17 protein-coding genes are annotated in these 13,464 nt (G+C 41.7%); 2 read left to right on the top strand and 15 right to left on the bottom strand.

Annotated elements, in window-relative coordinates; translation table 11 throughout:
- Positions 1–10: 10 nt before the first annotated feature.
- From ribD to LCY76_RS04225, 10 genes are all read right to left on the bottom strand, one after another.
- Positions 11–1,111, bottom strand: coding sequence for a bifunctional diaminohydroxyphosphoribosylaminopyrimidine deaminase/5-amino-6-(5-phosphoribosylamino)uracil reductase RibD (gene ribD / locus LCY76_RS04270; protein WP_248251582.1), 1,101 nt, complete (start codon positions 1,109–1,111; stop codon positions 11–13).
- On the bottom strand, positions 1,104–1,862 hold the full coding sequence (locus tag LCY76_RS04265; protein WP_248251581.1) for a GTP cyclohydrolase II: 759 nt from the start codon (positions 1,860–1,862) through the stop codon (positions 1,104–1,106). Before LCY76_RS04265 ends, ribD begins: the two co-directional genes overlap by 8 nt.
- Before the next feature lie 202 nt (positions 1,863–2,064).
- Entirely contained in the window at positions 2,065–2,847 is a 783-nt protein-coding gene (locus LCY76_RS04260) for a sulfite exporter TauE/SafE family protein (protein WP_248251580.1), read from the bottom strand.
- Positions 2,848–2,871: 24 nt separating this feature from the next.
- The gene (locus LCY76_RS04255) at positions 2,872–3,099 is read right to left on the bottom strand and encodes a sulfurtransferase TusA family protein (protein WP_248251579.1); all 228 of its coding nucleotides are present in this window, start codon (positions 3,097–3,099) and stop codon (positions 2,872–2,874) included.
- A 21-nt stretch (positions 3,100–3,120) separates the two neighbouring features.
- Positions 3,121–4,248, bottom strand: coding sequence for an MBL fold metallo-hydrolase (locus LCY76_RS04250; RefSeq protein WP_248251578.1), 1,128 nt, complete (start codon positions 4,246–4,248; stop codon positions 3,121–3,123).
- A 3-nt stretch (positions 4,249–4,251) separates the two neighbouring features.
- Positions 4,252–4,842 (bottom strand): sulfurtransferase TusA family protein, encoded by a 591-nt coding sequence (locus LCY76_RS04245; protein WP_272885566.1) that lies wholly within the window; start codon positions 4,840–4,842, stop codon positions 4,252–4,254.
- A 148-nt stretch (positions 4,843–4,990) separates the two neighbouring features.
- A complete protein-coding gene (locus tag LCY76_RS04240; RefSeq protein ID WP_248251577.1) occupies positions 4,991–5,473 on the bottom strand; it encodes a DsrE/DsrF/DrsH-like family protein in 483 nt (160 codons plus the stop codon).
- A gap of 143 nt (positions 5,474–5,616) precedes the next feature.
- A complete protein-coding gene (locus LCY76_RS04235) occupies positions 5,617–5,877 on the bottom strand; it encodes a metal-sensitive transcriptional regulator (RefSeq protein WP_248251576.1) in 261 nt (86 codons plus the stop codon).
- Between the two features lie 131 nt (positions 5,878–6,008).
- Complete coding sequence (locus LCY76_RS04230; RefSeq protein ID WP_248254586.1) at positions 6,009–6,269, bottom strand: Ada metal-binding domain-containing protein; 261 nt, start codon at positions 6,267–6,269, stop codon at positions 6,009–6,011.
- Positions 6,270–6,462: 193 nt separating this feature from the next.
- Positions 6,463–7,902: a SpoVR family protein gene (locus tag LCY76_RS04225; RefSeq protein WP_272885565.1), complete on the bottom strand. Its 1,440-nt coding sequence runs from the start codon at positions 7,900–7,902 to the stop codon at positions 6,463–6,465.
- Positions 7,903–8,026: 124 nt separating this feature from the next.
- On the opposite strand from LCY76_RS04225, the gene LCY76_RS04220 reads away from it, so the two are divergent.
- Positions 8,027–8,734: a DUF421 domain-containing protein gene (locus LCY76_RS04220; RefSeq protein ID WP_248251575.1), complete on the top strand. Its 708-nt coding sequence runs from the start codon at positions 8,027–8,029 to the stop codon at positions 8,732–8,734.
- A gap of 42 nt (positions 8,735–8,776) precedes the next feature.
- On the opposite strand, the gene LCY76_RS04215 is transcribed toward LCY76_RS04220, so the two are convergent.
- Positions 8,777–9,100, bottom strand: a complete 324-nt coding sequence (locus LCY76_RS04215; RefSeq protein WP_248251574.1) for a YnfA family protein — start codon at positions 9,098–9,100, stop codon at positions 8,777–8,779.
- Positions 9,101–9,276: 176 nt separating this feature from the next.
- On the opposite strand from LCY76_RS04215, the gene LCY76_RS23780 reads away from it, so the two are divergent.
- Positions 9,277–9,408, top strand: coding sequence for a hypothetical protein (locus tag LCY76_RS23780; protein ID WP_272885564.1), 132 nt, complete (start codon positions 9,277–9,279; stop codon positions 9,406–9,408).
- Between the two features lie 39 nt (positions 9,409–9,447).
- Here the strand turns inward: LCY76_RS23780 and LCY76_RS04210 are convergent, their stop codons facing one another.
- From LCY76_RS04210 to LCY76_RS04195, 4 genes are all read right to left on the bottom strand, one after another.
- Positions 9,448–10,518 (bottom strand): hypothetical protein, encoded by a 1,071-nt coding sequence (locus tag LCY76_RS04210; RefSeq protein ID WP_248251573.1) that lies wholly within the window; start codon positions 10,516–10,518, stop codon positions 9,448–9,450.
- 70 nt (positions 10,519–10,588) lie between these two features.
- Positions 10,589–11,212, bottom strand: a complete 624-nt coding sequence (locus LCY76_RS04205) for a DedA family protein (RefSeq protein WP_248251572.1) — start codon at positions 11,210–11,212, stop codon at positions 10,589–10,591.
- A gap of 124 nt (positions 11,213–11,336) precedes the next feature.
- The gene (gene corA, locus LCY76_RS04200; RefSeq protein ID WP_248251571.1) at positions 11,337–12,293 is read right to left on the bottom strand and encodes a magnesium/cobalt transporter CorA; all 957 of its coding nucleotides are present in this window, start codon (positions 12,291–12,293) and stop codon (positions 11,337–11,339) included.
- A gap of 30 nt (positions 12,294–12,323) precedes the next feature.
- The gene (locus LCY76_RS04195; RefSeq protein WP_248251570.1) at positions 12,324–13,451 is read right to left on the bottom strand and encodes an MGDG synthase family glycosyltransferase; all 1,128 of its coding nucleotides are present in this window, start codon (positions 13,449–13,451) and stop codon (positions 12,324–12,326) included.
- Positions 13,452–13,464 lie beyond the last annotated feature (13 nt).

Genomic DNA, 13,464 nt, shown 5'->3' with positions numbered 1-13,464 from the left:
GTGACTCTCCTTACTTTCCCTGATACACCGGGTAACCGGTGAATTTAAAATCATTGCCTGTTTGTTCGACGCTCAAATCCCGCAGTTCAACCGCATCGCTCATCTTTTCGATCCCCGTTCCTTCAAGAAAAGTAGGCGCATGGCTTCCGCCAACCAGTTTGGGTGCCATATAAACTACCACTTTATCAACGAGCTGATGCTGAAGAAAAGCCGCAATAACAGCTCCTCCTCCTTCAATCATGAGTGATGAAACGAGCTGTTCTCCCAGCAGGTCAACGACTTCCACAGGGCTTACCTGATCGCCGGGGCTTTTTGTTACAAAAACAGAGACCCCTGCATTTTCAAGCTCTTTTATTTTCTCTTCACTGGCGCGCTCGGTAGTAAAGATCCACGATTCTGCTTTGCCGTCCTGAACAACCTTTGATTCAAGCGGGATTCTTAACGTTGAATCGAGGATCACCCTTATCGGATTTCGGCCGTTTGGAATCCTTGTTGTTAGCTCAGGATCATCCTTGATCACCGTATTGACACCCACAAGAATGGCCATGTTCTCGTTACGGATGTTATGAACGTCTGTCCGTGCTTCTTCCGACGTAATCCACTTGCTGTCTGAAGTGTAGGTGGATATTTTGCCATCAAGTGTAACCGCTGATTTAGTCGTTACGAACGGCCTCTTCTGGACGATAAATTTGTTGAATACTTCATTCATGTTTTGCGATTCACGCTCAAGAACACCCGTTATGACCTCTATACCCGCTTCTTTTAAAATGGCGACGCCTCTGCCTGAAACGAGCGGATTAGGGTCAAGGCTTGCGATCACTACCTTTTTAAGACCGGCTTTCACAATGGCTTCAGCACATGGCCCTGTTCTTCCGTGATGTGAGCAAGGTTCAAGGGTAACATAAATCGTTCCTCCTACTGTCTTCTCACCCGCCATCCGGATCGCATGAATTTCAGCGTGTGGTTCCCCCGGCTTTAAGTGTGACCCGATTCCTACGATTCGGTTATCATTAACAATGACCGCCCCGACCATGGGATTAGGATCCGTTTGGCCCTTCATCGCACGTGCATTATCAAGTGCCAGTCTCATATAAAATTCATGATTAGCCATTTGGGCAGCCTTCTTCCTCTTTTAAGTGTCCGGAGCGGGCTACCTTTGTATTCAGGTAAGTCTCATTAAACTCTGAAACGTCTCCCCATAATGGTGTCCGACCTGACAGATGCATGCCTGAATTTTTTAAGGCCGCCAGCTTTTTAGGGTTATTTGTAATTAATGTGACGGGTTTTTTACGCAGCGCTTTTAATACATGTATAGCGTCCTCATAGTTCCTTGAATCATCGACGAATCCTAAGTTCAGGTTTGCTTCTACTGTATCGTAGCCATTTTCCTGAAGAACGTAAGCCATCGCTTTTGAGAATAAACCGATGCCTCTTCCTTCGTGATTGGCAAGGTAAAAGAGAGCGCCAGTTCCATGTTCCTTAATCATCTGCATGGATTGCTTTAATTGAAATCCGCAGTCACAGCGTTTGCTTCCGAAAATATCTCCTGTATGGCAAATGGAATGCATACGAATTAAGGCCTCTTCATTGTATTCAAAGTCTCCGTACACCAATACGCTTGACTGCTGGTATTCGGCCAGGTTGTCAGAAGACAATTTTTCAATAATTTTTTCGTAATCATCCGTAATTTCATTTCTTTGAAGCCAGCAATACCACTGAAAGACGACTGTTTCCCCGTAGAGGTTCACAGGCAGGCGAATCGGTCCGACCAAATAGATACCGCCCCCTTCAGGTGTTTTAATCAGCTGAATTTTATCTTCAAGTATGGAAAGAACTTTAGAGTCAAGTTTCGCTTGTTCCATTATGTTTAATCCCCTTTTTTATGAAACAGATGTTTGCTTTTAATTTTATCATTCTGTTTTCTTAGTTTGCAAAGCTGACAGACTGACTATTCCACTTAAAGGAATGTTCCTATGTATTATATACTACCAACGCGTAAAAAGTAAGTAGGTATTAAAAAGTATTGAACAAAAAAACCGCCCTTTTATAAAAGGCGGCTTTCTATCATGTCATTAAAATATCGATCCATATTTTTAATGCTGTTGCGATGATCAATACTGCAAGAATAACCTGCAGGACATTTGAATTCATTTTCTTTCCTGCTTTAACTCCAAACGGAGCAGCAATTAAACTGACGATCAGCATGATGACGGCCGGATGGTACAGAATCTGCCCAGTTGCCATTTTTCCAATGACTGATCCGATGGACGATAGAAATGTAATTCCCAAGCTGGTTGCAATTGTCATCCGGATTGGAATTTTTAAAACGACAAGCATAATAGGAACTAGGATAAAAGCTCCTCCTGCACCTACTATACCTGCAAAAACCCCGGTAATAAAGGCTAAAATTCCTGCAAGTTTTTCGTTGAAACATACATCTGCTCCTGAAGCATTCTCTTTTTCTTTTTTCGGGAGCATCATCATGATGGCTGCTGTAACGGCCATCAATCCATAAATAATGTTAATGCCGCTCTCAGGCAGCAGGTGTGAACCATACCCCCCAATAAAACTGCCTGCAAGGGAACTCGTCCCCATGATCATCAGCAGCTTTCCATTGATAAATCCACCCTTGCGATAGGCCAGAATTCCAGCAAGTGTTGAGAAAAACACTTGTACGGCAACGATGCCTGATACATTATGTGCTGTAAATCCTGCGAAACCCAATAAAGGGGGAATATATAATAGGATGGGATAATTAATAATTGCTCCGCCTATACCCAGCATTCCAGAAATAAAAGAGCCGATAAAGCCGATAATGAAGATCGTAATGAGATAGCCTGCGTCCATTCTTTACACCCCCGATCTCCTCTTTTATTTCTTTTTGACAAAAAACGTAAAAACTCCGTTTTCTTCCGTTTGCTCCAAAAATTCATGGCCACCTGCTTTTACCCATGCGGAGAGATCGCTTTTCGAACCTTTATCTGTAGCATGGATTTCAAGCACCTGACCGGATTCCAATTCATCCATCGCTTTTTTCGTTCTAACGATCGGCATCGGGCATGCCAGTCCTTTTGCATCTAAAAATTTATCTGCTTTCATCGTTTTATTCCTCCTTTTTTATTAACCGTGAATCGCACAGCGGTTGGGGCCAATCTCCATCTCTTGCTGTTTTTCTTGATCAGGGTTCAATTTCCCCATGTTGGTTTCACGAATTTCCTGATAAGAATTAGGCTGAGGAGGCAGGTTTTCGGTTACTGCTTTTCTAAACTCTTCTTCATCAAGATGAAGTCCAGCATTGTTTTTGAACAAGTCGCTTAAATGAGCGTTTACCTGCCCCTGTTCACCAAGTTCAGATACGTTAGAAAAATGTGCAGGCAATACAATCAACTTTCCATCGAGTTCTTTGTAGGTAGCATAAAGTGTGTTTCTTAAATCTCCAACCCAATCTTCTGCCTTACCTGCAAGATCCGGTCGGCCGATGGATTCAACGAACAGAATATCCCCGGTTAACAAATATTGATCATCCACAAGAAGAGTTGTACTCCCAATCGTATGCCCCGGTGAATAGATAGGATTTACAGAAACCGTAGTACGGCCTACCGTAAGACCCTTCCCTTCCTCCAGCGGTTGAAATTGAAATGTCACTTCCTCAGCATCTTTAGGAGGAAAACAATAGGTTCCCCCCGCTTTTTCCGCAAGCATTCTGCCGCCAGAAATGTGATCGGCATGAAGATGAGTATCTGCCAAATACTTAATCTTTAGGCCCTTTTCTTCAGCGAACGTTTCATACGGTCCAACCATTCGGGCTGCATCTACGATCAATGCCTCACCATCTGATTCAACCAGATAGGATAAGCAGCCTTTTCCCAGGCGCACGAATTGATAGATCGCCCCGCCGTCTTTAAGATCACCAATTCTCACCGGCTCCAAATATTCACTCCATGCTTTCATGCCACCTTTTAGGTATGACACAGAACGGCCTTCCTCTGATAACATTTCTGCTACCATAACGGATGAGCCCTCTTTGGCACAAACAACCAAGGTTTCTTTATCAGCTGGAATTTGATCTAAAATACCTTCTACCCCATCCAAAAGGCCAAAATAGGGTACGCTCAAATGTTCAATATTCTTCCCCTCAATCTTCCAGTCGGCAAACGCATCTTCATTTCGTACATCAAGAATAAACAACTCTGATTGCTCAATCACTCTTCTTGCCAATTGCTTTGCCGTCATCTCTTTTACAGTCATTTCTTATCCCTCCAAAAACTTGGCTTCAACTGATTTTTCAACAGGTCCTTCCCAATTGCTCATTCCCGGAACGACATTGGTAACGATGTTAAAACCTGCTGCCGTTAGCTGCTGTGCAGCAAGGTCACTTCTGTTTCCGGTTCTGCACACCACATAAATTTCAGCATCCTGTTTTAATTCATTTAAACGATCGTTTAAATCGCCAAGTGGAATGGAAATAGCTTTTGGAATATGGCCAAATGCATATTCGGCTGTTTCTCGGACATCGAGAACCATGATGTTTTTCTTTTCATCCAACAGCTTTGAAAGATCCTCGTTTGTAATAACATGAGGATAGCGTTTCTCCTCAGCTTCCTCACCGCTGGCTTTACGGATGTAGTGTTTCAGTACCCCGTTTTCGTCAATCGTGCCCAAATACTGATGACCAGTGCTGGTTGCCCAAGCCTTCATGTCAGCTTTTGAGCCTTTGTCGGTGGCCAGGACCTCAATGACCTCTCCAGCCTCTAGAGAACTTATTGCTTTTTTCGTTTTTACAATTGGCATCGGACATGCCATTCCTTTCGCATCGAGTGTTACGTTTGCTTTAACCATCATTATCCCTCCATATATACCTATAGGGGTATATTAATTCCCGAAATTTTTTTACTCTGTTGGACCTTCCCATGCCAGCATACCGCCAGCCATATTCACCACTTGAAATCCATGGCTCTCGAGCAGTTTATAAGCTTTGCCCCTTATCATGTTAAATAAACAGATTTACGTTGCCTTCAGATGCTTCACCTAAATAGGCAGCTACACCCGCATAATCAATATCATCCATCAGTTCTTCTTGCTGCAGACCCAATAAATCCATCGTCATCGTACATGCAATCAGGTTAACGTCTTGTTCTTTGGCCATTTCAATCAATTGAGGCAATGTCATTGCATTGTGTTTTTTGATGACATGTTTGATCATCTTGGGCCCCATTCCCGCGAAGTTCATTTTGGATAATCCCATTTTGTCTGCACTCTTTGGCATCAGCTTGGCGAACATTTTTTCAAGAAAACCTTTCTTTAGCGCAGGATGCTCTTCTTTTCTTAACGCATTTAATCCCCAGAATGTATGGAATATGGTTACTTCATGATCGTAAGCCGCGGCTCCATTTGCAATGATATAAGCTGCCATTGCCTTATCATAATCTCCGCTGAATAAAACAATCGTCGTTTTTTTCTTTTGTTCACTCATAGTTTTTCCTCCTTATTTCTCCCTTTCCATTATACCCGTAGGGGTATAAAATCGTGTAAAAAAAATTACCTATACGCGTACGGGTATATTATATTTGAAATAAAAAGTCCGTCAACCCTAGAAAGCTAGAGTTTGAAGAACTTTTATCTGCTTTTAATTAATAATTCTACAGCTTCCTTCACCAGATGTTCTGTAGAAGCACCTTTTTCAACGTTTTCTCGCACACATTTTTCAAGGTTTTGGCTGACGATCACACCCATTGTCCGGTCCATCGCATTCCTGGCTGCTGACAGTTGGGTTACGATCTCCCGGCAATCTTTTCCTTGCTCCATCATTGAAAGGACGCCTTTAATCTGTCCCTCAATTCGCTTCAGCCGGTTTTTCACACTGTTATCGTATTCCATTAGCTTCACCTCTTTCCAGACACCTTTACGGTTTGTTCTACCGCTTCATAATATACCCCTATAGGTATAATGTCAAGGGAAAGGGTTTAAAACCCCAGTTTTGCTTATAATGTTTAATTTTATGCTTAAATCTAATTTTTTTTAGTTTCTTTCCATTTAACATATTTTTCATGAAGGCAGTTTCCACATGGACGATAACCAGCAGCTACAGCTATATCTTCAGTAGCAAAAAAGACTCGATTCTTAATATAACCACCTTTAGCAATTGCATTTAATGCTGATGGACAGTCCAATTCCCCATATATTTTATTCTTTCGGTGTCCACCGAAAAGTCCTGGGGTTTCACTTTCATAATAACTGTTATCACTACCTAATAAAGTGTATGATTTTATTAAAGAAACTGTTAGATCATCCTTTTCATAATAAAATCTCCTTCTGGTTTAAAATAAGAGCGAAATTATGTTTTTCTTTGTATACTAATTTTACCAAAAGTATATTTGTTTTCTATTTTTTAATCACATAACTTAAAAAACTTATTTATGCCATACAAAAATAGACTGCCATCTCCCTGGCAGCCCATTTTTTTTATAGATATTTCCGATGCACACTCTTCCCGTCATAAGTAAACAAAACAGGCTTCTCTTCAATTTTTGTCTCCATATGCACGGGTCTGCCCCACAGCTGGTTCACATAAGGCAGTACTTTCTCCAGGTATTTCACATCGAGCTCGATTCCTTCGAACCAGTGCTTCAAGTACAGCTCGCCATTTTTCAGGTAATCACCATCGTTTACCGTAATATAAGGAAAGCCGCCGTTGACGCGCATGCCGACTAGTTGATCGCGCACGCCTTCCCATTCTTTATCCACGACCTTGTAGTCCCTCCCCTGCTTTTGGAAAAGGTACATGTCTTCACGCTGACACAGATCCTTCGTCAAGTAGTTGCGGATGAAGGACATATCGGATTCCAGTTCACGGACTTCAAACATCTTCTCGCGGCCTGATCCCGGTTTCACGCCTTGTCTAATCAGTTCTTCGTCGGGATCATTATATCTTTCCTCAATATCCTTGAAGACCTGAAGACCTAAGTAGTAAGGGTTGATCGATGTTCTGGAAGGCTGAACGACACCTGCATTTAATTTGGCAAACTCAATGGTCTCATGAGAGGTCAGGTCCATCTCCTGCAGGATTTTAGCGTGCCAGTAGCTTGCCCAGCCCTCGTTCATGATTTTCGTCTCCAGCTGAGGCCAGAAGTAGAGCATTTCTTCCCTCATCATTGAGAGAATGTCTCGTTGCCAGTCTTCCAGCTCTCTGCTGTATTCTTCAATAAACAGCAGGATATCTTTTTCTGGCTGAGGCGGAAAAAGCTTCTTTTTTATATTGGATGTCTTTTCTTTACTGGTTTTTGGTTTATCAATGTTCCAGAGATCATCGTAAGGCGTTTCTCTTTTTACAATTTCCTCTTCTTCTTCATCTTCAAGGTTATAATTCAGCCGATTTCGCATAATGGACGGATCAATGTGTTCTTGTATGGCGAGTACGGCATCCAGGAATTCCTCGACCTCCCGTTTTCCATGAACCAGTTCATAGTGAGAGACTCTTTCTGCTGTGGCCGTCATGCTTTCTACCATATCCCTTCTCGTGTTGGAGAAGCGGACATTGTTTTTAAAGAAATCACAATGAGCAAGAACATGGGCGATAATCAGCTTGTTCTGGATCAAAGAGTTCGTATCCAGTAAGAATGCATAGCATGGGTCAGAGTTGATCACGAGCTCATAGATTTTGCTTAATCCCAAATCATATTGCAGCTTCATTTTGTGAAATTGTTTTCCGAAACTCCAATGAGAGAACCTTGTCGGCATACCATACGCACCGAATGTATAAATAATATCCGCAGGGCAGATTTCATAGCGCATCGGATAGAAATCAAGGCCAAAACCAGAAGCAATTTCAGTAATTTCCGAAATTGCCATTCCAAGTTCTTTATTTTGCTGATCCCAGGTCAAGATTGTTCCCTCCTCTATCATCTCTTTCTTCAATTTATGATGGAAAAATTGATTTCATGAGGAAAGGACAAAAACTTATGTGGCCAAGTATGAATATTTGTCTTTTCTGTCCATAATATTTATACGCTTAAAAGAGGAGACACTTATGGAATTTTTTTATCGAGCATTCATGATATTTCTGTTTGGCTATTTGTTTTTAAGATTTACGGGTAAAAAGGCTGTATCTCAAATGCACAGTTTTGATATGCTTTTTATCTTGATTATTGGCAATGTGATCAGTCAGCCGCTTCAAAAGGACAGTGTTTGGAAAGCTCTTTTGTATACGTTTATGATTGTGGTGTTTTATAAAATTTTTATGTGGATTTCTATGAATAATAAATTACGGTGGATTCTTTATGAGAGCCCGACTGTCCTTATCCGCAACGGGGACATTGACCGGAAAGGCCTGAGAAAAGTACGTCTCCCGGTTGATGAACTTCTTGCACAATTAAGAGTACTGGGCTACACGGATACCCGGAATATTGCGCTGGCCGCGATGGAAGACAATGGACAGATCAGCGTCATCCCCAAAGCCAATTACAGGCCTGTACAGCCTGGAGATTTAAAAGTAAAAGTGAAAAAGGAATTCATCCCGATTCCTGTCATCATGGATGGCCAGATCATCGATCATAATCTAAAGTACCTTAAACTGGAGAGAGACTGGCTGTTAAAGAGAGTAAAGCAAAAAGGAGCGGAAGTACAAGATATTATTTTAGCTACCATTACAGATTCAGGAACGCTTCATATCGATACCAACAATCCGCACAACGAGGATAAAGGTCCCTACTCCTACAAACCCGGAGAGGATAACTAAAAGCAGCCTAACGTTTAGGCTGCTTTTTTTATGTAAACGAAATTAACTTCTTGGTGCCCAAAGAATAATCGAGACTCCGGCGATGCAAACCAGTGCTCCGATCCAATCGTAGATGTCTGGCACTTTCCTATCCACAAGCCATCCCCAGAGAACAGATAAAACGATAAACACACCGCCATAGGCAGCATACACTCTTCCAAAACTCGGGAAATTCTGAAGTGTAGGAATAATGCCATATAGTATAAGAATTAGACTCCCGGCAATCGCATATCCAATCGGCCTGTTCTCTTTGATTGTAAGCCAGACCAGGTATCCGCCCCCGATTTCAGCCAGTCCCGCGAGTATAAACAAAATTGCAGCCTTCATGCTTGTCCCCTTCCATATCACTCGTTTCTTTATTATCCATGAAACAACCGTTCAGCACCAGCATGACATAAAGTCTGCCCTCATTTCGAATATAGTAATGAATTTTCATAGAATGGATGTTTAAAAAGCAAGTTAGCGTGGGATATTACATTATGACTAAAGGAGGTTTCACTCAAATGTCCTTTTTATGCAGTGTACTTGGAGTTTTGGGAATCGCCTTATGCAATGAGATTAAGCATTCCTATATAAAAAAAGCAAAAGCGAAACCGGCAAAACGCCGGCTTCAGACAAAAAAAACAATGGTTTAAAACAAGCAGCCCACCCTGTCATTCAGGGTGGGCTTTCACCTATCTACTTTCATGTTGATTCTCTACTAGTCCTCTCAGCACTTCAAAGAAAATCTGACCGTCATCCACACTCAGATGGACGGTATCCACTTGTTTTGTGAACCCGAATACCATTCTAACGGTTTCAGGTTTGATCAGCTTAATCTCAAAAGCCGGCTTTTCCTTGGCGAACTCCTGCAATACAGCATCAAATGTCCGCTTTTCCTCAACTTTAGTTAATGTTTCAGGTCCAGTGTACCGCTCTATGCTTTGAATGTTAGAAACAGCTATTGTTAATGATTTTGCAAGGCCAGACTGTAGGACCAATTCCTTTTCGTTAAGAACAAAAGGACAGTACCTGATCGCCTGGATATCTCCAAGAAAAAACAGGATCGTATACACATTGAGAAGCAAAAAGGCCCACGCTGCCAGTCCATTCCATTGCATAAGCAAGTAATGGAAACCAATGGACTCAGTCAACAAAGCATGGATAAGCATAAAACGAAAAGCGATTGCGGCTGTTTTTTTATGATAGGTAAAGATTTGGCCGCGTAAACGCTTTTCTTTCTTCTTCCATGAGAAAAAAGCATAATAAAGGACAGTCATCTCCGTGAGGATACACTCCATCGTCCTCGTCATGGTCATACGTAGAGATAAAGTCTGCCTCATCCTGTTATTAAAATAAGCTGAGATTGGTTCTCCCCCACGTACCGCTGAAACAGCTTTTATCAGTGTGATTGCCGTATAAAAAAGGATGCAGAGCTCATAGATGATTAAAATACCTTCAATACTGAATAACAAATAAGAGAAGCCATTCGTTTGAGGAAGTTTTTGGGCTGGAACAATCATTTTTGCCAGCCAGCAGCCGGCGATCACAACAAGGGGCACATATTTTATAGAGTACCGTTTACGGATAATGAACACGTAGGAAAGCAGAGGAATCACGATCATAAAATCAAAGAGAGTGGCAAGCGCGATGTTTTTTGGCAAAGGAACCATAAACTCAAGCCGGTATAAAGAAAAATGGCAGAGGATAATGAGGATGCTTAACGTGAAAAAACAAAAAGGGTTTTTGTTTTTAGAGAGAATCAATTATATCACCTCTTCTATTTCCATTATATAACATAAAAAGAAGAGGAGCTGGATTGTCACGATATTGCCATCATTTTGTATGCTTTTGTGCAGCGCGAAGCCCATTTTTAGAGCCTATCGCATAACCCAATGTACCAAATATGAGAATGGCAGCACACACAAAAGGCACAGCCCACTGAAAGCCTTGAAGATACCGGTTCAGTTGAAAGATGTGCTTTCCGTACTGAGACCCGATCGTAAAGTAAACGACTACCCAAAGGAAACCCCCAGGATAGGTAAGAGCGGCAAACCGGTAAAAAGAAAGCCGGTTACTGCCTACCACAAAAGGCATAAGCAGCCTTAACCCCGGCACGAAAAAACTGAAGATGAGAATTTTATCTCCCCACCGATAGAGCATAGACGAACCCTTTTGAATACCTTTTTTTAACCTGCCGTTCCGGGACAATACACAAAGAACAGCCGTTCCTCCGTATTTTCCCAATGCATAACTTAGTGTCAATACGGAAATGACGCCAAGATATGTCATAAAAAAAGAGAGCGTTGGATCAAGCAGGGCCTTTGAGGAAAGCATCCCGCTGCTCATAATGATCACCTCATTAGGAACCGGCAAACCGAAAAAACCAATCCAGGATAGAACAAATACACCAAGATAGCCATGCTCCTGGAAAAAATGAATCAAGAAGCCGTAATCCATCGTTCCCGCCATCCTTCCAGCAGGCTGCTAGACTCCTCACCTGTTGTCCGAGCCTGTTCTTTATCTCCTCTACCCGTTTCGTTGAAGCATTTCACTCTTTTCAGTAAAAAATTCATCGATTGATCTATTCCTGATCAAACCATCCCTTTTTTCTAAACCAAAAATACATGCTTAAGCCTAAAGCAGTCATGCATCCAAGGATGATAAAGTACCCATTATGCCAGTTAAGCTCGGGCATATACCGAAAGTTCATACCGTAAATTCCCGCAATAAACGTCAACGGCATGAAAATGGTTGTGATGACTGTCAGTGTTTTCATAATGTTATTCATTTTATAGGAATTAAGTGATATATAATTATCACGGATATCCGAGGTCATTTCCCGATTGGAATCAATCATCTCGCTTAATTTTATGAGGTGGTCATAAATATCATGAAAGTAGGCTTTTTTATGCTCAGAGATCATAAACCGTTTAGATTCCAAGATGCGGTACATGAGATCGCGCATAGGAAAAATAGATCTCCGCACTTTCAGCAAATCACCTCGTACATCAAATGTCTGCTGGATTAAAGAGTGTTTGTTCCCTCTCTCATAGTTGTTCTCAATATCAAGCAGATGATCCTCGATATTTTGAACGATTGGAAAGTACGTATCAACGATCTTATCCATAATTTTATGTCCAACTTCAATCGGGCTGACGGCAGAATAATCACGAACCGACTGAAAATAGTTCCAGGTGGAATCCAGCTCTTTCAATTCATCGAAATGAAAAGAAACGATAAAATTTTCTCCAATAAAAAGGTCCACTTCTTTTGCTGAAAGAGAATGGGAATCTAAAGCATGCATAACAAAAAAACTATAGCCTTGATAATACTCCAGTTTAGGACGCTGAAGGAAATGGAGACAGTCCTCGATCGCCAGGGGATGGAAGTGAAAAAAAGTACTGAGAAGCTTGATTTCCTCTTCATCAGGATGAGTGAAATCTACCCAGTACCATGCAATTTGATCGTCTGATAATGATTCAACGGACGGTTGCAGCAAAACTTCGTGATCTTTTGTAACAGCCATTATTCTAAGCATTTCGGTTTTTCCCCCGGTTACTTCAGTCTATTAAACGGGCTGCATCTGCAGCATCGTGTTCTCATTTAGCAAATTTAAAACCACTTCATATGCGCTTTTTTCTTTATGGTTCTCAAAATAGCTCATTTTGCGCAGGATGCCCTTTACTTCAGGCTCATTTTCTAATACAGAAGCGATCTGCTCTTCGAATGGTTTTTCCTCGTTGAGCTGAATGATTAAGTTTTCACTTATCAGCTTTTTCAGGTTGATCTGTTCCTGTCCCGGCAATGCGGAATGAACAAAAATAGGCAGTCGTTTCTTCAAAGCCTCACTGATGGTAATACCGCCCGGCTTTGTCACAATCGCATCAACCTGTTCGTACAGATGGTTCATCTCTGTCCGGGTGGAAATATATCCCCTCGGCCGGATGTTAGGATGATTCCACGAAGACAGTTCTTTATATAGTCTCTGATTTTTTCCGCAGAGAACCGTATACCGGTAATTGGAGTCCTCCTTGATCTGTTTAAGAAATCCTTTGATCTTGCCGAGCCCTATGCTTCCGCCTGAAATCAGGATGTGCTTCTTCAGGACCGGACGCCCAGAGAAATAAGCCCTAATATCCTCATTAACAGGTATACCTGTAATAATGATCTGATCCCTTTCAATCTGGTGTCGGGCGACAAGTTCTTTTTTCATGGAAGAATCGCTGACCAAATGATAATCGATCCCTTTTTTTCCCCAGATATCATTAATAAAGAAATCTGTATACACGTTAACGACCGGAACCTGGATCAATCCCCTTTTCTTCAGGCGGCTAATAATTGCTGATGGGAAACAGTGTGTGCATACGATCACGTTCGGTTTCTCTTCCCGAAGCATGCGCAGCATCTTGTGTTCAAAAAGGAGCAATTGATGGGGCATAGCACCCCTTTTCTTAGCCGGAGTGTACATCACGTGATGATAGATCCAGTCATACGTTTTAGGCATGGTATGAATCCATTTTAAATAGGTCGTTGAAATCACTTTCTCAAGCGGTTTATTCCAATAGCTCAAAAAGTCAATTTTCTTGCAGATAACATGCTCATCGCTGCTCTGCTGTATGGATGACATTAAAGCATCAGCAACTTGATGGTGACCAGAAGGCATTTGGAACAAAGGCAAAAATAATATTTTTTTCATAAAAAACCCTCCC

Source organism: Fictibacillus marinisediminis, assembly GCF_023149135.1.
GTDB classification, from domain to species: domain Bacteria; phylum Bacillota; class Bacilli; order Bacillales; family Fictibacillaceae; genus Fictibacillus_C; species Fictibacillus_C marinisediminis.
Note: the sequence above shows the minus strand (reverse complement) of the source record. Positions and strands in the feature narration are given on the sequence as shown.